This window comes from Bradyrhizobium sp. SZCCHNS2022 (assembly GCF_032377575.1).
In the GTDB taxonomy this organism is placed as follows: Bacteria; Pseudomonadota; Alphaproteobacteria; order Rhizobiales; family Xanthobacteraceae; genus Bradyrhizobium; species Bradyrhizobium aeschynomenes.
In genome coordinates, this window is sequence record NZ_JAUHHZ010000001.1 from 2,817,021 (window position 1) to 2,838,625 (window position 21,605).

Consider the following 21,605-nt stretch of genomic DNA (forward strand, 5'->3'; position numbering starts at 1 on the left):
AGCATCGATCTCAATGTCGGCTGCCGTTGCGTCTTGCGGATCTCGGCATGATTGGTCATCGCAGTGATCCGCGCCAGAGGCAGAAGACCATCAATGCCGATCGCGCACCGTAACGCGTAGACCGGAATCAACTTGCTTAGTTGCGCGGCTGTGCACAACAGCGGGGCGCGCTTGTTCGCCTTTGCACCAAATTATATGGTGCGACTTATGCGATAGTTCACAAGGGTGCGTCTTCTAATCGGATATTCTGTCGTCATGATTCGGTGCGCGGCAACTCCGTCGGACAAATGAGCGCAGCTCTCAAGCTCGATACACGCTTCATTCCGACACTGGCAGGTGCAGCCATCGTCATGTCGCAGCTATCGAATTTCGTTTTTGCTCCGGCGCTGCCGGAGATCGGTCGTTACTTTGAAATTTCAGCTGGCCGCTCGCAGATGCTGATGAGTGTTTTTCTGACCGGCTATGCCTCCGTCCAGATCCTGGTGGGGCCCCTGGCGGATCGTTTCGGACGGCGCCCCGTGCTCATCGGAGGCGTGGCGCTGCTCGCCCTCGGCGCCGTGATCGCAGCGCTGGCGCCGGTCGTGGCAGGCGTCTTCATCGGCATCTTCATTCTGTCGGTTGGCGCGGGCGTCCTCCCGACGGTCGGCCAGGCGATGATCCGCGACAGCCGTGATGCCCAGGCGACGTTGATGATCCTTGCCCGCCTCGGCACCGCGCTGGCGCTCGCCTCGGCGCTGACGCCGATCATCGGCACATCGCTGGTCGGAACGCTGGGCTGGCGCGGCCTGTTCGCGGTGCTCGCGGCCGTCGTGCTCGCGCTCGGCCCCTTTGCCTTTGCCAGCCCGGAGACATTGGCACGACCGGCCGAGGAGGATCGGAGGCGCCCGCATCTGGTCGTGACATTGGAGAGCTACCGCATCGCCTTGGGGCAGCGCCGGCTGGTGCTGTACGCCACGATGATCGGCTGTCTGACCGGCGCGCTCACCATCTTCTTCATCAGCGCGCCGTTCCTGTTCATGCATCAGCTCAAGGTCTCGGTGCATACCTACGGCATTCTCGCCTTCGTGGCCTTCCTCCCCTTCATCATCGGATCGATCGTGGTGCGGGAGTCGCTGCGGCGACAATGGCTCTCGCTGCACGCCAACATCCTCGTCGGCTGCATCCTTGCGGTTCTCGGCGCTGCGATCGGCTGGCTGACCAGCGTGTTCGAACCGTCGGTGATCCTCATTCTGCTCTCGGCCGGCACCTTCACCTTCGGCCTCGGCATGGCGGTCGTGGTCGGCCGGTCGGCGGCGCTCACCGAGGCGACGCGCGACATCGCGACCTCATCGGCGCTGGTCACGTTCTTGATGACGGTGCTGGCGGCGGCGATCTCGGCAGCCGCCGGCTTTGTCGAAACCACGGAGCATGCCCCGATCTTCAGCCTGATGTTCGTGAGTGCGCTGATCGGCTTTGCCGCCGCCTTCGCCGGCAACTCCATCGCGCGTGCGGCTGCCGCCACATGACGTCGCCGTCCGTGCCGCCCGGCAGCATTGCGATCGTCGGCATGGCCGGGCGTTTCCCGGGCGCAGCCGACATCGCCGCGTTCTGGTCGCTGTTGCGGGATGGCCGCAACGGGGTCCGGCGTCTGTCGAGGGAGGAACTGGTCGCAGCCGGTCTCCCCGCCTCGCTCGTGGACCATCCCGACTATGTGCCCGCCAAGGGGGTGATCGACGAGGGCGACTGCTTCGACGCAGACTTCTTCGGCATCCCGCCGCGCGAGGCCGCCTATCTCGATCCGCAGCACCGTTGGTTTCTGCAGAGCTGCTGGCACGCGCTCGAGGATGCCGGCTGCGATCCCGCAACGTTCAAGGGTTGGATCGGCGTGTTCGCGGGCGAGGCCGAGCAGAGCCACCAGGCTGCGCTGCTCGCGCGCGCACGCGATGTCGTCGAAGCCGCCAGGTCGACGCCGATCTTCTTCGGCAACAGCCCCGACTTCCTCGCCACCCGCGTCTCCTACAAGCTCGACCTGCGCGGACCGAGCCTGACGGTGCAGACCGCGTGCTCGACCTCCCTGGTCGCCGTCCATCTCGCCTGCCAGTCGCTGCTGACTTTCGAATCCGACCTGGCGCTGGCCGGCGGCGTGTCGATCAGCACGCCCAATGTCGAGGGCTACACGTTCGCTCACGGCTCGGTGGAATCGCCGGACGGCTGCTGTCGTCCGTTCGATGCCGACGCGGCCGGCACCCTGCCCTCCAATGGCGTCGGCGTCGTCGCGCTGAAGCGGGTCGAGGACGCGCTCGCGGCCGGCGACCGCATCTATGCCTTGATCCGCGGAACCGCCATCAACAATGACGGCGGCCGCAAGGTCGGCTTCACCGCGCCGAGCATCCAGGGCCAGGCCGACGTCGTGACGCTCGCTCGCAAGGTGGCCGGTGTCGATGCCGCCGAGATCGGCTTCATCGAAGCGCACGGCACCGGCACGGTGATGGGCGATCCGATCGAGATCGCTGCGCTCGCCGACGCCTTCGGCCCGGGCGCGCCGGGCGAGGCGCGTTGCTGGATCGGCTCGCTGAAAAGCAATGTCGGACACCTCAAGGCGGCCGCTGGCGTCGCCGGACTGATCAAGACCGCGCTTGCTCTGCATCACCGGGAAATTCCGCCGACGCTGCATTATCGCGCGGCCAATCCCAAGCTGGAGCTGGGCCGCACCCGCTTTGCCGTCAACGACCGTCTGCACGCGTGGACGTCGGACGGCGCGAGACTGGCGGCCGTGAGTTCATTCGGCATCGGCGGCACCAACGCCCATGCCGTGCTGCAAGAGGCACCTGCGTTGGACGTGCCGGCGGCGGCGAACGAACGTCCGTTGATCCTGCCGCTCTCGGCCCATGACGACGAGGTCGCCGACGCCATGGTCCGCCGGCTCGGCGAGGCGCTGCTGGCGCCGCAGCCGCCCGAAATCGCCGACGTCGCCTTCACGCTGCAGACCCGGCGCCGCCATTTCGCGCGTCGGCGCGCGATCGTCGCGACAACAGCCGGCGAAGCGCGTGATGCATGCGCGGGCAGCGGCGCGGTGATCGCCAGCCGCGTCGGGGCAACGAAGCGCCCGCTGTGCTTCATGTTTCCCGGTCAAGGCGCGGAGTTCGCCGGCATGGGAGCCGGCCTGCTTCGGACCGAGCCGTCGTTCAAGGACATCATCGACCGCTGCGCGACAACGCTCCTGCGTCTTACCGGCGTGGATATCCGCAACGTCATCGCCGATGGCGCTGCCGGTGCCGCGGGTCTCGGCGACACCCGCTGGACCCAACCGGCGCTGTTCGTGATCGAATATGCGCTCGCCCGGCTGCTGATGCAGTGGGGGCTGATGCCCGACCGGCTGATCGGCCACAGCATCGGCGAGATCGCCGCCGCCTGTCTCGCCGGCGTGATGACGGAAGACGCTGCACTCGCGCTGGTCGTTGCGCGCGGCGAAGCGATGCAGGCGAGCCCCGAAGGCGCGATGCTCGCGGTTGCGCTGAGCGAAGCTGCCCTCGGCGACCTCGGGCCCGATCTCCGGCTGGCCGCGGTCAACACCGCCGCGCAATGTGTCGTCTCCGGCACGCCGCGAGAAGTCGCCGCGCAGGAGACGCGCTGGACGTCTATGGGGGTCCAGACCCGACGCCTGCCCGCGACCCGCGCCTTCCATTCGCATCTGCTGGCGCCTGCGCTGGGCGCATTCCGCACGGCGCTGGCAAGCACCGCGCTGGCCGCTCCGCGCCTTCCGATCGCCTCGAATGTCCATGGCCGCTGGCTGAGCGCGACGGAGGCTTGCGATCCCGCCTACTGGATCGGCCAGGCGCTGTCCCCGGTGCGTTTCCATGACGGATTGAGCTCGGTGCTGGCGGAGGGCCCGCACATCCTGATCGAGATCGGGCCGGGACGCACCCTCGCCGGCTTCGCCCGTCGCCACCCCGCCCGCACACCCGACACCGAGATCGTGGCGGCGCTGCCGCAGCCGTCGTCGAGCATCGACGACGCATGTGAGACCTACACAGCGGTTGCCGAGCTCTATGTGCAAGGCTGCGAGCTGGATTGGCACGCCTTTAATGCCGGCCGGAAACACCGGCCGGTGGCGCTGCCGCCCTATCCGTTCCGCGCGACGCGCTACGCCATCGACATGATCGCCGACCTCGATGCGGCGGCGCCCCCGCAGGCGACCACAGCCGAGCGGCCGGCGCAGCGCGACGTGCTGTTGCTGCCGGCCTGGGAGCGCCGGCCTCGGCGCGTGCCGAGTCCGCTCAGCGGCACGACCTGGGTCGTCGGCGCGACAACGAGCGGGCTCGACGACGCCCTTGTCGCCGCCGTCGCTCGCGCTGGTGGACGGCTGGTGCGTGTCCCCGCGACTGCCGACCGTGGCGCGCTGGTCGCACGTCTGCACGAAGGGGCTCCCGATCGCATCCTGCATCTTGCCCTCCTGCAACAAAGGGAGGGTCATGCGCGGGAACACGGCTACGAGTCGCTGCTGCGGATTGGAGCCGCGCTCGATGCCGCCAACATCGCTGCGCGCATCGACCTGACCATCGCTGCACGCAATGTGTTCGCGGTCGATAGCGACGACCGCCCCGATCCAGAGGCCGCGCTGATGCTCGGGCCCGCCACCGTGCTCGGCCAGGAGCAGCCGAACGTCACCGTGCGCGTCATCGACGTCGGACATGACGTGACCGATGCAGCGCTGCTTGCAGCCTGCGCCGCACCGGGCCCGGCGGTCTCCGCGCTACGTGGCGGCCGCGTGCTCGAACGCGGCTTCCGCCCGGTCGGCCCGATCGGTGAAGACGCGAGGCTGGACGGGCACTATCTCGTCACCGGCGGTCTCGGCCGGCTCGGCCTGACGGTGGCACGCGAGCTTGCGCGCCGGCATGGCGCACGCTTGTCGCTGCTCGGCCGCTCGCTGCCGGATGACCTCGATCGTCGCCTCCGAGACGTCACCGCCACGGGCGGCGCGGCTCAGGCATTCGCATGCGACGTGACTGATGCGACCGCCCTTGTCGCCGTCGTCGCCCGTGCGGAGGCCAGCTTCGGGCCGCTCGACGGCGTCATTCACATGGCTGCCGAGACTCGTGCCTTCGCGTCGGTCCCGGCGACTGATGACGCCGTGTCCGCGCGCATGCTTGCGGCGAAAGTCGCAGGATTGCAGGCGCTCGAAACGGTGCTCGGACGACGCGAACTGAGCGTTCGTATCCTGATGTCGTCGCTGGCCTCGCTGCTCGGCGGCCTCGGCTTTTCATCCTATGCGGCCGCGAATGCCTGGCTCGACGCGCATGCCGAGCGCGACGGTCGATGGGCGTCGCTGTGCTGGGACGCCTGGGCCGAGGGCCTGGATGCCGGCGACGTTGCATCGGCGCGCTACGCACTTTCGACGCCGCAGGCGATCGAGGCCATTGAGCGCGTCGTCGCCGGAGGGCTGACCGGCCAGGTCGTCGTGTGCGGCGGCGATCTCGACGAACGTCTTGCGCGATGGACATCGCTCGCCGGCAATGCCACGGCCTCCAACGATGGTGTCGTCGATGACGCGACCGACCGCGCGCGCGGCATCCGCGACATCTTCGCCGAGGTGCTCGGACGCGCCAACCTGCCTCATGACGGGGACTTCTTCGATCTCGGCGGCGACTCGCTGCAGGCGATCCAGGTCGTGTCACGGCTGCGGCTGCGCTTCGCGTTGCCGGTCACGCCCGATCTTCTGTTCGAGCACACGACACCGGTCCGGCTCGCCGCCGCGCTCGACCGCCTGGCCACCGCAGCATCGGCCGCGCCCGCGAAAACCAAGGGCGAGCTCGCCCGGCCGGTGAGCGAGGAAGCGCGTCGCATGGTCGAGGTCATGTCGGGCGAAGAGGTCAATCGCCTGCTCGAACGGCTGCTGGCGGAGGGACAACCGACATGACCGCCGCGCGGCCGGCCACCGATCTGGCGACGATGTCGGCCGCCGAGCAGCGCGCGCTGCTGGCGCAGTTGCTCAGCCGCCGTGACGACCAGCCGCACAGCTATCCTCTGTCGTTTGCGCAGCAGCGGCTGTGGTTTCTCGACCGGCTCAATCCCGGCAGCCCGGCCTACAACATCCCTGGCGCGTTCGATCTGTCCGGACCGCTCGACGTCACGGCTCTGACCGAGGCGCTGAACGATCTGCTCGCGCGGCATGCGCCGCTGCGCACGGTCTTCGCCGAGATCGACGGACGCCCCATGCAGACGGTGCGCCCCGCGATGCGCGTCGCGCTGCCGGTCGTCGATGCGGCGGATGAGGACGAGGCCCGCAGGCTGGTCGATGCCGAAGTCGCGTCTCCGTTCGACCTGCGCGCGTCGGTGATCCGCGCCCGGTTGATCCAGCTGGCGCCGCAGCGCCATGTCCTGGTCGTCGTGCTGCACCACATCTGCGCCGACGGCTGGTCGCTTGCGGTGTTCAATCGCGATCTCGCTGCGGCCTATGCCGCGCGCCGGCATGGGCAAGCCCCGAGCTTCGCGCCGCTCGCCACCGACTATGCGAGCTTCAGCTCCGCGCAGCGCGCCGAGCTCAGCGGGACTCGCCTTCAAGACCTGCTCGGTTTCTGGACGACGGCGCTGGGCGGCGTTCCCGCGCTCGACCTGCCGCTCGACCGTCCGCGCCCGGCGCTGGCGCGGCTGCGTGGTGATGCGATCGATCTCAGCCTCGATGCGACGCTGATCGCTGAGGCCCGCGAGCTGGCACGACAGCAATCGACGACGCTGTATTGCGTGCTGCTTGCCGCGTTTCGCGCCGTCCTCGGTCGTCTCGCCGGACAGAGCGACTTTGCGATCGGCACGCCCGTCGCCGGTCGCACCGATCCTGCGCTCGAGAACCTGATCGGCTTCTTCGTCAATACGCTGGCGATCAGGCTCGATCTCGAGGACGCAAAGAGTTTCCGCGATCTCGTTCGACGTACCAGCGAAGCGATGATCCGGGCTCAGGCGCATCAGGATCTGCCGTTCGAGAAGCTCGTCGACGATCTCGATCTGCCGCGCGACACCAGTCGCAATCCGCTGGTGCAGGTGCTGTTCGCATTGCAGAATGCGCCGATGCTGCCGCTTCAGCTGGAGGGACTTTCGACGGCCGCATTCCCCTATCGCCTGCCCGCCTCGCGCTTCGACGTCGAGCTGCATCTGTGGGATGGGCGGCAGAGCTGGACCGGCGCGCGCGACATCGACGCCGGGCTCACCGGCAGCCTGTTCTACAACAGTGACCTGTTCGACCGGGAGACGATGACCGGCCTGGTCGCGATGCTGAAGGTCTGGCTCACAGCCGCGGTGGCAGCGCCGGACCTGCCGCTCGCCGGCCATTCTTTGCTCGATGCGGCAGCGCAGGCCGACATCATCGCTGCCGGCGATGGCGGCCCGGCTTCGGAAGTCGATCTCGGCGCGCTGCTCACGCAGGCGCGCGTCGACTTTGCCGGACAATGCGCCTATCGCGACGAATCCGGTCCGGACCTCACCTATGATCAGCTGTTCGATCGTGCCGACCGGATCGGATCAGCACTGCATGCACGCGGTCTTGCGGCGGGAGACGTGATCGCGTTGCTGCTGCCGCGCGGCCGCGATCTCGTCTGTGCAATGCTGGCTTGCGCCCGCTTCGGCTTCACCTTTGCTCCGATCGATCCGGACTTGCCGCCCTTGCGCCTGGCGCAGCAGATCACCCTGGCTGGTGCAATGCTGGTGTTGTGTGCGAACGAGCACGATGGCAGCGCAGACGTCGGCGCCGAGCGGGCGACCATCGGCGAGCTGATGCCCGACCTGGGCTCCGGGGCGATTCCGCCGCGGGCGACGCGCCGCGATGCGCCGCTCTATATCGTCTTCACCTCAGGATCGACCGGAGTACCTAAGGGCATCCGCATGCCCGCCGGCGCCTTCGCGAACCTGATGGCCGCACAACGCGCCAAACATGCGGAGCCGATGCGGACCCTGCAGTCGTCGGCTGTCGGCTTCGATGTTGCGATCCAGGAGGTGCTGTTCACGCTGCTGACCGGTGGCACGCTGATCCCGGCCACCGCGGCAGAGCGGCGTGATCCGCAGCAATTGGCAAGGCTGATCGCACGGCAGCGGATCGAGCGGGTGTATCTGCCATTCGCCCTGATCGCCCTGCTCGCGCGCGGCGCGACGAGTTCGAACCAACGTCTGGACGGCCTGCGTGAGATCATCACCGCGGGGGAGCAGCCCCAAATGACGGACGAAGTCCGCGCCCTGTTCGTCCGGCATCCCAGCCTCCGGCTGATCAACCAATACGGCCCCGCCGAGACCCATGTCGTAAGCGAAGAGGTGCTCGACGGCGACGCCTTCCGCTGGCCGAATTTGCCTGCGGCCGGACGCGCCCTGCCCGGCAATCGGCTTTACGTGCTCGATGCACAGGACCGGCTGCAACCCTTCGGGATGGCGGGCGAGCTCTGCATTGGCGGCATGCAGGTCGCCGATGGCTATCTCGGCCCGGATGAGCCGTCCGCCGGACGCTTCGTGGCCGATCCGTTCAGCGCGCACGACCGGGCGCGCATGTACCGCACCGGTGATCTCGTCAAGCTGAACCGCGATGGACGACTCTGCTTCCTCGGCCGGCGCGATGGCCAGATCAAGATCCGCGGCTACCGCGTCGAGCCAGGTGAGATCGAGGTCGTGCTGGCAGCCCATCCTGACATCGCCGACTGCGCCGTGACCGCCGAGCCGGATGAAACCGGCCGCGGCCAGCTCGCGGCCTATGTCGTCCCACGGTCGGCCTCTCTGACGCTGCACGCGATGCGCGACTGGCTGCGGCCTCGGCTGCCCGATTACATGATGCCCACCCGCTTCCTGCGGCTCGACATGCTGCCGCTGTCCGGCAACGGCAAAATCGATCGCGCCGCGCTGGCCGTGCTCGGCCGTCCATTCGCGCCGCCGGCGCAGAGCCAATCCGTCCCACGCAGCCCGACCGAACAGGCGATCGCTGCGATCTGGCGCACCGTGCTCCGCCGCGACGATGTCGATTGCGACAGCACCTTCTTCGAGCTCGGCGGCAATTCGCTGCTGGTGGTGCAAGCCTTCGACAGGATGACGAGCCAATTCGCGGTGCCGCTCGCCATCGCCGACCTGTTTCAGTTTCCGACCGTCGCTGCGCTGGCGCGCCATATCAACTCCGCCGCGCAGCCGGCTGGTATCGGTGCCGCAAGCAGCGTTCGCAGTCGGGCCCAGCGCATGCGTGGAGAGGGCCTGCGATGACAGAGAGCCCTTCGACCGAGCGTGAGGCGATCGCAGTCATCGGCATGGCCGGGCGCTTCCCCGGCGCGCCCGACGTCGAGACCTTCTGGCGCAATCTGCAGGCCGGCATCGAATCGGTGCGCGCACTGAGCGACGAGGATCTCTCTAAAGCCGGAGTTCCCGCGTCACTATCCTCCCGGCCCGATTATGTCCGCGCCAAGGCCGTGCTCGAGGACGCCAACTGCTTCGATCACGGCTTCTTCGGCTATTCGCCGCGCGAGGCCATGCTGATGGATCCGCAGCATCGGCTGCTGCTCGAGGTCGGCCATGCCGCGCTCGAGAGCGCCGGCTATCGCAACGGCGGCATCGCCGGGTGGACCGGGGTCTTCGCCGGGGCCGCCCGTGCCGGCTACTGGCTATCGAACCTCACCGACAATCCGCGCGCGGCCGAAGGCGACGACCAGATCTTCATCGGCAACGAGAAGGATTTTCTTGCGACACGGCTGGCATTCAAGCTCGATCTGCACGGCCCCGCGGTCGACGTGCAGACGGGATGCTCGACCTCGCTGGTCGCCGTGCACATGGCCTGCCGCGCCCTGCTCGCGTTCGAATGCGACACCGCGCTGGCGGGCGGCGTGACCGTGAGCCTGCCGCTCACCGGCGGCTATCTGCACCAGGAGGGGTCGGTGCTCTCCGGCGACGGCCATTGCCGTCCGTTTGACGCGGCGGGCGACGGCATTGTGCCCGGCAATGCGGCCGCGATGGTCGTGCTGAAGCGGCTCTCGGAAGCGCTGGCCGACGGCGACGTCATCCATGCCGTCATCCGCGGCAGCGCCATCAACAATGATGGCGGCCGCAAGATGAGCTTTACCGCGCCGAGCGTCGAGGGACAGGCCGAGGCGGTGCTGCTGGCGCAGCAGCTCGCCGGCATCACCGCCGATGAAATCGGACTGATCGAGGCGCACGGCACGGGCACACGGCTCGGCGATCCGATCGAGGTCAGCGCGTTGACGCAGGCGTTCCGCGAGACCACGCAGCGGAATGGCTTCTGCGCGCTGGGCAGCCTCAAGGGCAATGTCGGCCATCTCGACGCCGCCGCCGGCGTCGCCGGATTGATCAAGGCGGTCTGCGCGGTGCGTGACGGCATCATCCCGCCGACCATCAACATCAACACGCCCAACCCGGCGATCAACTTCGCCGCCAGCCCGTTCTATCTCGCGACGGACTCCAAGCCCTGGAGCGACGCAGTCCGTCGCGCCGGTGTCAGCGCCTTCGGCATCGGCGGCACCAACGCTCATGTCGTGGTCGAGAGCTTCACGGCGCAGCGAAACGCCGGACGAGACGGAAGCTGGCGCGTGCTGCCATTCTCCGCGCGCGACGAGGACGGTGTCGAGCGACTGGGCGCGGCGCTCGCCAGTCGCCTGGCCGGCAGTGAGGTCACGCTCGCCGACGCCGCTTATACGCAGCAGGTCGGACGTACGGCTCATGATCAGCGCAGCGCCGTCATCGCGCGTGACGCGGACGAGGCCGCCGCGACGCTATCGGGCCGAAGCGGACGCCGCGTCGGCGCCCGCGCGCTGGCGCGGCCGAAATGCGCGTTCCTGTTTCCAGGCGGCGGCGTTGCCTATCCCGGCATGGCGCGCCGACTGCTCGACCAGGAGCCTGCGTTCCGTGACGCACTGCTCGATGTCGCCGCGCATCTCAGCGCTGCCGGCGTCGATGTGCTGCCGCTGATCCGCGACGCCGCGGACACGCCGGCCGATCGCAGCGCCCGCGTCACGCTGCCCGCGACGTTCGCGGTGTCCTATGCGCTGGGGCGGCTATGGCAAACGCGCGGCGTCACGCCCGACATCATGCTCGGCCACAGTCTCGGCGAATATGCCGCCGCGACGCTCGCTGGCGTGTTCACGCTGGCCGAGGCCGCCCGCATCGTCGCCTTGCGCTCGGCACTCCAGGATGCAAGCGCGGCCGGCGCGATGCTGGCGGTGATGGCTCCGAGCGAGACGGCGATGGCGCTGGCGGGGCCCGAGATCGACCTTGCCGCCATCAATGGCCCGGCCTTGTGCACGCTCTCCGGCCCCGCGGCCGACATCGACCAGTTGGAGCGCAAGCTGGAGGCGCACGGCATTCGCACCCAGCGCCTTGTCCTCAATGTCGGCGGTCACTCGCGCGCGATCGACGGCGTGATGCCCGCCTTCGCCGCCGGCTTTGCCGAGGTGCCGCAGCGCGCACCGTCGTGCCAGATGATCTCGAGTCTCTCGGGCGATTGGCTTCGGCCAGGCGAGCTCACGCCCGACTACTGGATCGCGCATCTGCGCCGCACGGTCCGCTTCGATCGTGCATTGGCCGTGCTGCTGCGCGAGCCTGACCTCGTCCTGATCGAATGCGGCCCGGGCGAAGCCTGCACGATGCTGGCCGCGCAGCATCCCGCCTACGGCGCGAACCACCACCGGGTGACGTCGTTGCGCAAAGCCGGCGTCGATGACGATGACAAGGCCGTGCTGCTGACCGCCGCCGCCCAGCTGTGGTGCGCGGGCGTCGACGTCGATCTCTCCGCAACCGCAGGCGTCCCGGACGGCGTCCGCGTGCCACTGCCGACCTATCCGTTCGCACGCAACCGGCTGTGGATCGACGCGCCCGCGCCTGGCGAGCGCCGCGGCGCGGCAACTGACAAGCCGATCGACGAGTGGTTCTATCTGCCTGCCTGGCGCCGGGCGCTGCCGCCGGCACCGCGACCCGGCGCCGTCTCGGGTGCGGCGCTCGTGTTCGACGACGACAGCGTCATGTCTGCCGACGTGATCACCGGGCTGCGCAAGGCCGGGCACGATCCGGTGCTTTGCGTCACCGCCGGCGACGGCTTTGCGATCGACGATCAGGATCGTTTCCAAATTCGTCCCGGCTCGGCCGAGGACCTCAATCTGCTCCTCGTCGCAGCCGGCGTTGCACCTGCACTCGCCGTTCACCTCTGGAGTGCAGGTGCCGATAGCGGAGCCGACGCCGAGGTGAGCAACGGCTTCATGACGATCGTCGGCTTGATGCAGGCTTGCGCGACCGCGGGACATGCGCCGCCCGCGCGCATCGTGATCGGCGTGCGCGATACCGTGCTCGTCGACCCCCAGGACGAACTGATCGCAGCGCGTCCGACGTTGCTCGGGGTGGCCCAGGTCCTGCCGCAGGAATTCCCGGGCTGCGAAGTCAGCGTCGTCGACCTCGACCGCCGTGGATCGCCACAGACTGCCGTCGATGGCCTGCTACGCGAGATCAGCGCCGTCCGCCTGGAGCCCATCGTGGCCCTGCGCGGGCGCCGACGCTGGCTGAGGGACTACACGCCGGCGCAACTCGGCTCCGATGCAGCGCTGATCCGCAACATCGCTTCCGGCGATCTCGTGGTGATCACGGGCGGCCTCGGCCGTGTCGGCCGGCTGCTCGCGGACCATCTGGCGCGCCAGTTCGGCGCCCGCGTCGCGCTGATCGTGCGGCCCGGATTTCCGGACGAAAGCCGCTGGAGCGCTTGTGATGCCCGGGACGCCGAGCGCATCGCAACGCTGCGCCGGTGGCGTCGCGAAGGCCTCTCCATCGATGTCGTGGCCGCCGACGTCGCCGATCCCGCAGCCATGGCGCAAGCCATGATCGCCCTCGAACGCACGCATGGTCCGGTCGCCGGGATCATCCATGCGGCCGCAGTGACCAGCGGCACCGCCCTGATCAGCCCCATCCTCCAGCTCACGCCGGAGGATGCGGCCGCGCAATTTGCTCCCAAGCTCGCCGGGCTCGATGGCCTCGACGCCGCCGTCGCCGCATGCGCGGAGCCGCCGCGCTTCGTCGTGCTGTTGTCGTCGAACGCCGCCATTCTCGGCGGCCTCGGCTTCGCCGCGTACTCGGCCGCCAACCAGGTGCTGGATGCGGCCGCGGCGCTCCGCAGCCGGCAAGGCACGACGGACTGGGTCAGCACCAATTGGGACCGGTGGTTGACCCGCGACGATGAGCTTGCGGGAGGCGCCGCCACGAGCATGGATGCGTTCGCGATGCGCCCGTCGGAAAGCCTCACCGCGATCCTGCGCATCATCCTGCAGGGCGACGCCGAGCAGTTCGTGGTCACCCGCGGCGACCTCGCGCAGCGCCGCCAGATCTGGATCGCGCGTGATGAGAGCGCCGAGAGGGCGGCTGCGCTACAGCCGCACGCCGCGCAGCGCCGGACCGCCTACCGCGCGCCGGAGGGCGAGATCGAGAGCCGCCTCGCCACGTTGTGGGGCCAGTTGCTCGGGATAGCCAAGGTCGGCGCCGACGACAACTTCTTCGATCTCGGCGGTCATTCGCTGCGCGCGGTGCAACTGCTGGCGCGCGTCACCGATCAGTTCGGCGTCCGCCTGTCGCTGAAGACATTCTTCGCCGCGCCGACCGTCGCAGGCATGGCGCTCCACATGGGCCAAGCCCTGACTGAGACGACCGACACGGCGACCCTGACCAGGCTGCTCGACGGCCTGGATCAGCTCGCGGGCGGCAGCATGCCGGAGGCGCTGGCCTCATGACCGCGGCAGCAGAGATCGCCGAGCGGCTGCGGCAGCTCTCGCCGGCACAACGGGCGGCGCTGAATGCGCAGCTTGCGACTGCGCGCGCTTCCGAAGCAACGCTCTCGCCCATCGGCAAGGTGCTGCCGGCCGCTGGCGGCACCGCGCCGCTGACGGCCGCACAGCGCCGGCTCTGGTTCCTCGACAGGCTGTCGCCGGGCGACTACGCCTATAACTCACCGCTGCCGCTGAGACTCACCGGGCCGCTCGATGCCGAACGCCTGGAGATTGCGCTGCGCGCGCTGGTGGCCCGCCATGCGGTGCTGCGAACCTCGTTCGGCGAACGCGACGGCGAACCGTGCCAACTGATTGCGCCGAGCGTCGATGTCGGGCTCGCACATAGCGACCTGTCGCAGCTGGGCTCTGAGGAACGCGAGGAGCGGCTGAACCTTGCCGTGGTCCGGCACGCCCAGCACCGGTTCGATCTCACCTGCGCGCCGCTCATCGCGGCCGAACTCGTCAAGCTCGGCGAGCGCGACCACGCGCTGCTGCTCAATCTCCATCACATCGTTACCGACGGCTGGAGCGTCGGCGTGCTGCTGCGCGACCTTGATGCGCTCTATCGTGGCGAGAGGCTGCCGCCGCTGGCGATCGATTACGCCGATCTCGCTTATCACGAAGCCGGCGACGACGAACGCCTTGCCGGCGCGCTGGAATGGTGGCGCCAGACGCTGGCCGGCCTGCCGGTCACGGAACTCCCGACCGATTGGCCGCGGCCGCCGCAGCAGAGCCACACGGGCGATGCCGTTGCGGTGACGATCCCGCCGCAGCATGGCCGGCTCGTCGATGCCCTGGCGCGCCAGCACGGCACATCGGCCTTCGTCGTGTTTCTCGCCGCCTTCACCGCCCTGCTCCACCGCTACACCGGCGAACAGGATCTCGCGATCGGCTCGGTCACTGCCAATCGCCAACGTCCCGAGTTGGAGTCCCTGATCGGCTTCTTCGTCAACACGCTGGTGATGCGCCAGCGGCTCGATCCGGAGCGCAGCTTCGCCGAGCTCGTCAAGCAGACGCATCGCACGGCGATGGCCGCGCTCGATCATGCGCTGACCCCGTTCGACCGGCTGGTCGAGGCGCTCAATCCGCCGCGCGATCCCTCGCGCAATCCGCTGGTGCAGGTGGCGCTGTCGGTGCAGCCGGATTTTCCGGCCACGGGCCGGCTCGGCAACAGCGTGGTCACGATCCTGTCGGCTGACTACAAAGCCACGCGTTTCGATCTCGAGCTGCATTTATTTCCCGACGGCGCCGGTGGCTGGCGCGGCGTGCTGACCTACGCGGCGAGCCTGTTCTCACGCGAGAGCATGGAGGCCTTTGCGGAGCGTTTTCGCGCGTTGCTGACGAGCGCCGTGACGCGGCCGGCAACGGCGGTCGCCGACCTCGCTCTGACGACGTCTGCCGAGCGAGAGGCACTCTCGGCGCAGTCCATGGGTGTACCTGCGTCGCCTTATGTGAGCCTCCCCGAGCGCTTCGCACATCATGCGGCGGCGCGTCCGGACCACCCGGCCGTGATCTGCCGCGGCGAGCAGATCGGCTATCGTGAGCTCGGGTCGCGTGTCGAGACGCTCGCTGCCGCGCTCGCCGAGCGCACGCCGGAGGGCACGGTCGTCGCGGTGCTCGGGCCATCCTCCCCGGCGCTGATCATTGCGCTGCTGGCGATCTGGCGCAGCGGTCGCTGCTATCTTCCGCTCGCGCACGATCTGCCGCCGGCGCGCATCGCCGAGCTGATCGCGGACGCGCGGCCGGCGCTGATGCTAACGACTGCATCGGCGGCGCAGCCGCTTGAGGTCGATGTGCCCCAGGCTTCCGTCGCCGAGCTCTTGGCGAACGCCACGCCGCGCTCGCTGCCCCTGCCGGGTACGAACCAACTCGCCTATCTCATCTACACCTCGGGCAGCACCGGGCGTCCGAAAGGCGTCATGGTCGAGCATGGCGGTCTCTCCAACCTCGCCGATGCGCAAGCCGACGACATCATCCCTGATGGCCGGACCGCGCGCGTGCTGCAGTTCGCCGCAATCAGCTTCGATGCCTTCATCTTCGAGGTCGTGATGGCGCTGGGCCATGGCGCCACCCTGCTGCTGCCCGACCGGGGTGACACGGTCGACCGGCTCTCCGTCTCCGCACGCATCCGCGACGGCGGCGCGACGCATGTCACGCTGCCGCCAACGCTGCTCAGTCATCTGCGCCCCGCCGATCATCCGTCCCTTGCCGCGGTCGTGGTCGCGGGTGAGACCTGTCCGGCTGGCCTTGGCGCGTGGGCGAACGCCGTGCAGCTGTTCAACGCCTACGGCCCAACCGAGACGACGGTCTGGAGCACCATCGCGCGCGTCGAGAGCGATGCGGCACCGACGATCGGCCGGCCGATTCGCGGTCATCGCGTGGCGGTGGTCGACGCCAAGGGCGCGGCGCTGCCGAGCGGCATTGCGGGCGAGATTGCGATCGGCGGCGTCGGACTTGCGCGCGGCTATCTCGGCGATGCCCAGGCGACTGCGGCACGCTTCCGCACCGACCTGCGGCTTGCGCCCGGCGAGCGCTTCTATCTCACCGGCGACCGCGGCCGGCTCGAGCACGATGGACGAATTGCCTATCTCGGCCGAGCCGACCAGCAGCTGAAATTGCGCGGTCACCGCGTCGAACCGGCCGAGATCGAGGCTGCGCTCGCACGGCATCCGGACGTCACAGAAGCCGCCGTGACGATGCGTGATGGATGTCTCGTCGCCTTTGCCGCCCCACGTGAGTCCGCAAAGCTCGATGGCGCTGAGCTTGCGGAGTTTCTCCGCCAGCGCCTCCCCGGCTACATGGTTCCGGACCGCATCGTCGCCGTGCCGGCGATGCCGCGCACACGCCACGGCAAGCTCGATCTGTCGGCGCTGGTGGCCCTCTCCGGGGGCAGCTCGGCGCCGCGCCGCGCGGCGCCTGCCGGCGAGGTCGAGATGCAGGTCGCAGGCATCGTGGCCGGCGTGCTCGGGCGCGATGCCGCGCAGGCCGCCGAGCTCGATCGCGACGCCGACTTCTTCACGCTCGGCGGCCACTCGCTGCTGCTGTTGACGTTGCGGGACCGGTTGCAGCGCCTGACCGGCCGCGAGCTGGCTCTGGCGACCCTGTTTGCAGGATCGAGCATCGCGCAGATCGCCCGGGCGCTGACGTCGACCAGCGATGCACCCGGCCTGCCGGATCAGATGCTGCCGTTCCGGCGCGAGGGCAACGCAGCTCCCCTGTTCCTGGTGCATCCGGCGATCGGCACGTCGCTGGGCTACGGCGCGCTGGCCGACGCGTTGCCGCGGGACTGGCCGGTGTTCGGCCTCGAGGCGCCGGCGGCCGAGCAGGCGCAAGACCTCACGCAGCTCGCGGCAAGCTATGTCGCGCTCGTTCGCCAGGTGGCGCCGCGCGGTCCTTATCGCGTCGGCGGCTGGTCGCTCGGCGGCGCCATCGCGTTCGAGATGGCCCGGCAATTGGAGGCCGCGGGTGAGCCTGTGCAGTTGGTGCTGATCGATGCCGGCCTGCCCTGGCGGAGCGCCAGGCGCAGTCCGCTGCGCATCGGCGCCCTGGCCGTCGGGCTCGGCCGCGAACTGCTGCGCAGCATACCGCGATCACCTGCCGACATCACCGATCTGGCGCGGCTCGCCGGCGACCGCAACACCGGCACCGCGCGGGTGGTGATCGGCCTCGCCCGTGAGCTGATGCGACGCTGGCCCTGCTTCACGGCGCTCAGCCGCGCCTGGCTGGACTACGCACCCGGCACCTATGGCGGACCGACGCTGATCGTCCGGGCCAGCACGGACGGCGCCATTGCTGCCGACGATCCGCTGGTCGAAACAATCTGTCCGCATTTGACGCGAGCGCCCGAGATCCGCGTCGTGCGCGCGGCCCATCTGACCCTGCTCGGACGCAAATCAGTTGCAGCCCTTGCTGACGCGATCATGAACGGCCTTGCCACACGCGATGGAGTGCAGCCATGACACATCAGCGCATCCTCGCCATGGACGGCGGCATCAGCGGCTATGTCACGGCCGAGGTGCTGCGGCGCACGGCGGACCGCATCGGCCGCCATGGCGGCCATTTTCTCGACAGCGCCGACATCATTGCCGGCACGTCGGCCGGCGGACTGAACGCGCTGTTCCTCGCGGCCCATGAGGATCCCGATCACGGCATCGAGGGCGCCCTCGGGTTCTGGGAGCATATCCTCGACACCACCTTCACCTTCAAGCCGACCCGCCTCGTCGCCGGCTTCGTCGGCGCCAAGGCGTTCGATGACCGCCAGCGCATGATCGATTTCCTGGTCAGCTATTTCGGTGCCGACACGCGGCTCGGCGACCTCAAGCGCCGCGTCGTCGTACCGGCGTTCCAGCTCCATCACGAGCACGCCGGAGAGCGGCAACGCCAATGGCGACCGCGGCTGTTCCACAACATTCCCGGCATCCTCGACTATTCGCCGGACGAGCGCGTGGTTGACGTCGCTCTGCGCACCAGCAACATTCCCGTGATCAGCCCGATCTTCGCAAGCATCGCCGGCGGCGACATCGGCTATCTCGATGGCGGGCTGGTTGCCAACAATCCGTCGATGTGCGCCGTGTCGGCCGTGTTCGAGCAGCGCCGCGCGGCCGGTCAGCCGATCGACGTCGAGAGCATCAGCGTGCTCTCCGTCGGCTGTGGGCGCAAGCCGCTGTCGGTGAAGCCTGAGATCGTCGACGGCATTGCCGACTGGGGCTATGGCCAATGGCTGCTGTCGCCGAAGGAGCCGATGCTGCTGGTGCGGCTCGCCATCCGCGGCGGCGGTGCCATCATCGAATATCAATGCGCTCAACTACTCGGCACCAATTTCAAGCGCATCGATCCTTATTTCAATGCAGCACCGCATCCGTTCGACGTCGGCCAAACGCGCAAGGTCATCGAGGACGCGCTTGCCCATACCGACGTCGAGGCCGCGGTCGACGAGATCTGCCAATGGCTGCACGTCCAGGGCTGGATCGGCGACGTTCCACCGGGCCCGGAGGGCCGCGACGTGATCACGCCCGCGCTGCAGCCCGATACGACGCTGGAGCCTGGAGCGTGAGCGGGATGCCAGCCACTTCCGGCACTCGGAGCGCGCCGGGCCGCACCTGGATCGGCGGCGATCCCGAGACGACGCGCCGGCTGCGCCTGTTCGCGCTGCCATTCGCCGGCGGCAATGCCGCGAGCTTCGGCGAATGGCCCGCGAGACTGCCGGGCTCGATCGCGTTCTCGCCGGTGCACCTGCCCGGCCGCGAGCGCCGCATCATGGAGCCCGCCATCGACGATGCGCGGATGCTGATCGCGCAGCTCGTTCCCGCCATCGCGCCCTGGCTCGACCGGCCCTATGCGCTGTTCGGGCACAGCATGGGCGCGATGCTCGCCTATGAGCTGGCGCAGGCGCTGCAGCACCGCGGTCTGCCGGGACCGGAGCTGGTGATCATATCTGGCCATGGCTCGCCCAACCTGCCGCGCCGGTTTCCCGTCATCTCTCATCTTGCGGACGCGGATTTTCTGGCCGCCGTCATGGAGCTTGGCGGCCTGCCCGCAGTGCTGCTGGAGGAGCCGGAATTGCTCGCGCTGGTGCTGCCCGCGCTGCGCGCCGATTTCAAGCTGTGCGAGACCTATGATTGGCGTCCTCGTCCGGCACTCGCCTGTCCGATCCTGGCCATCGGCGGCCGCAGCGATCCCATTGCCGGCCTGCCCGAGCTTCAGAGCTGGCAGGCCATGACGTCGCAGCCTCTCACCTGTGAGATGTTCGACGGCAACCACTTCTTCATTCATCACGCGATGCCGGCCGTCGTGGCGTTGATCGCCCGCGCCATCGCGGAACGACTGCGCGACCCATCCTGCGCGCGTGGTCCCACAGCTTCGGAGTTGCGCATTTCATGACGGGGACTGCACCTTCGCGCGCTAAGCCGCGCATCATCATGGTCTCGGGCAAGGGCGGCGTCGGCAAGACCACCGTCGCCGCCGCGACGGCCGTCGCTCTGGCCGCGAGCGGCCGCAAGACCATCGTGATGTCGTTCGATCTCGCGCACAGCCTCGCCGACAGCTTCAACATGAGCGAGGAGCTGTTCAGCACGGCGCGCGGGCAGCCCGTGAAGGTGCGCGACAACCTCGATTTCCAGGAGATCGACGTCCAGGAGGAGATGCAGCGCAACTGGGGTGATGTCTACAAGTACATCGCCTACCTGCTGATGGGGGGCGGGCTCGACGGCATCGTCGCCGAGGAGGCAGCAATCATGCCGGGCATGGAGGACATCATCGCCCTCCTCCACATCAACCAATATGCCCGCGAGGGCACCTATGACGTCATCGTCGTCGATTGCCCGCCGACCAGCGAGTCGCTCCGCTTCGTCTCGATCATCGGCTCGATCGATTGGTATGTGCGCAAGCGGCTGAAGATCGACCGCCGCGTCGCCAGCGTCCTGCGACCGATTGCCAAGAAATTCGGCGGCGAGTCCATGATGCTGCCCGAGGACGGCTATTTCGCCGCGCTGCAGAGCCTGTTCGAGAAGCTCGAGGGTGTCGAGACGATGCTGCACGACCCCACCATCACCTCGCTGCGGCTGGTCACCGTACCCGACCAGATGGTGGTCCGTGAGACGCAGCGGGCCTACATGTACTTCAACCTCTACGGGATCGCCATTGACACCGTCGTCGTTAATCGCATGCTGCCGAAAGGCGACGGCTACTTCTCGCACTGGGTGGAGCGGCAGACCGCAATGATCGAGACGGTGCATAGCTATTTCGATCCGGTGCCGATCGCGACCATTCCGTTTCAGCGGAGCGAGGTGGTCGGGGTCGAACGGCTGGAGGAGTTCGGCGCTCAGCTCTATGGCGATGCCGATCCGGCCGAGGTGCGTGTGGCCACGGCGCCGTTCGGCTTCACCAAGGTCTCCGACAATGAGCACAGGCTGTCGGTGCAGCTGCGGTTCGCACCGAAGGACAAGGTGGAGATCTCCAGGGACAACGAGGATCTCTTCATCCGGATCGGAACGTTCAAGCGCGTCATCCTGCTACCCCGCGCCCTGGTAGCGATGCAGACCGCGGGCGCAAAGATGAACGGCGATGCACTCGAGATCACATTCAGAAAGGATGCGCATTCATGATCAGTCGCGGAAGCTTCCCGTTCCTGAAACGGGCCCTGGAGACGTCGGAAAACCTGAAAGATGAATTGCGCGACGTCGCCGACACGCACAATTCGGCGATGCGAACCTTGCTGGAGCAGGCTCTGAAGGCTCAGGCCGAGCTCTACAAGGGCCAGCTCGCGGTGGTCGAGAACCTGATCGGCAAGTTGCACAAGCCGTCCGCACCGCCGCCGGGGACTCGTGCGCGCGCGGCTGCGGCAACACCGGCCCCTGCTCCGGCCAGCCCGCCGCCGTCGCCGACCACATCCGCCAGCATCAGCCCGGTCCATACCAGCCGCGCGCAGGCGATCGCCACCGCGACGGCAGCAGCCACTGAATCGGCCACGCTGGCCCAGCAGATCAGGCCGACCGTCTCCACGGCGACCGAGCTGCGGACCGCAATGCCGTCCCGTCCCACCCCCTTCCCCACCAAGGATTCTTGAAAGGACCGACCATGACCGAGGCTCATGACAAGGACGACGCCACCGTCGACGCCGCGACGCTCGGACTGAAGGGCATCGACCTGCAGCCGCTGCTGCATTATGCGCAAGCCGCCATCAACCAGGTGCTCGGGCCGCTGCTGGCCGGACGCGCCGAGAGCGTGCAGATCATGCGCAAGCACATCCTGCGCAGCGAGGCCGAGCTGCTGCGCGGCCTGCTCGCCGTGGTCGAGAAGGAAGAGCAGCGCGCCGAGAGCGGCCCGAAGGAGCGCCGTCCGCAACGCGTTCCCGTCGAGTAG

At 68.5% G+C, this 21,605-nt stretch carries 10 protein-coding genes; all 10 read left to right on the forward strand.

Features of this window, described 5'->3' with window-relative positions; all coding sequences use genetic code 11:
• Positions 1-350: 350 nt before the first annotated feature.
• The 10 genes from QXZ94_RS12595 to QXZ94_RS12640 are packed head-to-tail and all read left to right on the forward strand — an operon-like array spanning position 351 to position 21,605.
• Complete coding sequence (locus tag QXZ94_RS12595; protein WP_315726223.1) at positions 351-1,505, forward strand: MFS transporter; 1,155 nt, start codon at positions 351-353, stop codon at positions 1,503-1,505.
• Positions 1,502-5,896 (forward strand): type I polyketide synthase, encoded by a 4,395-nt coding sequence (locus QXZ94_RS12600; RefSeq protein WP_315720671.1) that lies wholly within the window; start codon positions 1,502-1,504, stop codon positions 5,894-5,896. The genes QXZ94_RS12595 and QXZ94_RS12600 overlap by 4 nt, the downstream gene beginning before the upstream one ends.
• Positions 5,893-9,201, forward strand: coding sequence for an amino acid adenylation domain-containing protein (locus QXZ94_RS12605; protein WP_315720672.1), 3,309 nt, complete (start codon positions 5,893-5,895; stop codon positions 9,199-9,201). The genes QXZ94_RS12600 and QXZ94_RS12605 overlap by 4 nt, the downstream gene beginning before the upstream one ends.
• The gene (locus QXZ94_RS12610) at positions 9,198-13,709 is read left to right on the forward strand and encodes a polyketide synthase (RefSeq protein ID WP_315720673.1); all 4,512 of its coding nucleotides are present in this window, start codon (positions 9,198-9,200) and stop codon (positions 13,707-13,709) included. Before QXZ94_RS12605 ends, QXZ94_RS12610 begins: the two co-directional genes overlap by 4 nt.
• A complete protein-coding gene (locus tag QXZ94_RS12615) occupies positions 13,706-17,704 on the forward strand; it encodes an amino acid adenylation domain-containing protein (RefSeq protein ID WP_315720674.1) in 3,999 nt (1,332 codons plus the stop codon). Before QXZ94_RS12610 ends, QXZ94_RS12615 begins: the two co-directional genes overlap by 4 nt.
• On the forward strand, positions 17,701-18,798 hold the full coding sequence (locus QXZ94_RS12620) for a patatin-like phospholipase family protein (RefSeq protein ID WP_315720675.1): 1,098 nt from the start codon (positions 17,701-17,703) through the stop codon (positions 18,796-18,798). The genes QXZ94_RS12615 and QXZ94_RS12620 overlap by 4 nt, the downstream gene beginning before the upstream one ends.
• A gap of 5 nt (positions 18,799-18,803) precedes the next feature.
• Positions 18,804-19,625 carry a thioesterase II family protein gene (locus QXZ94_RS12625; RefSeq protein ID WP_315720676.1) on the forward strand — a complete coding sequence of 274 codons (822 nt, stop codon included), beginning with the start codon at positions 18,804-18,806 and terminating at the stop codon, positions 19,623-19,625.
• Positions 19,622-20,848: an ArsA family ATPase gene (locus QXZ94_RS12630; protein WP_315720677.1), complete on the forward strand. Its 1,227-nt coding sequence runs from the start codon at positions 19,622-19,624 to the stop codon at positions 20,846-20,848. The genes QXZ94_RS12625 and QXZ94_RS12630 overlap by 4 nt, the downstream gene beginning before the upstream one ends.
• Positions 20,845-21,309 (forward strand): hypothetical protein, encoded by a 465-nt coding sequence (locus QXZ94_RS12635; protein ID WP_315720678.1) that lies wholly within the window; start codon positions 20,845-20,847, stop codon positions 21,307-21,309. The genes QXZ94_RS12630 and QXZ94_RS12635 overlap by 4 nt, the downstream gene beginning before the upstream one ends.
• A gap of 11 nt (positions 21,310-21,320) precedes the next feature.
• Entirely contained in the window at positions 21,321-21,605 is a 285-nt protein-coding gene (locus tag QXZ94_RS12640) for a hypothetical protein (protein WP_315720679.1), read from the forward strand.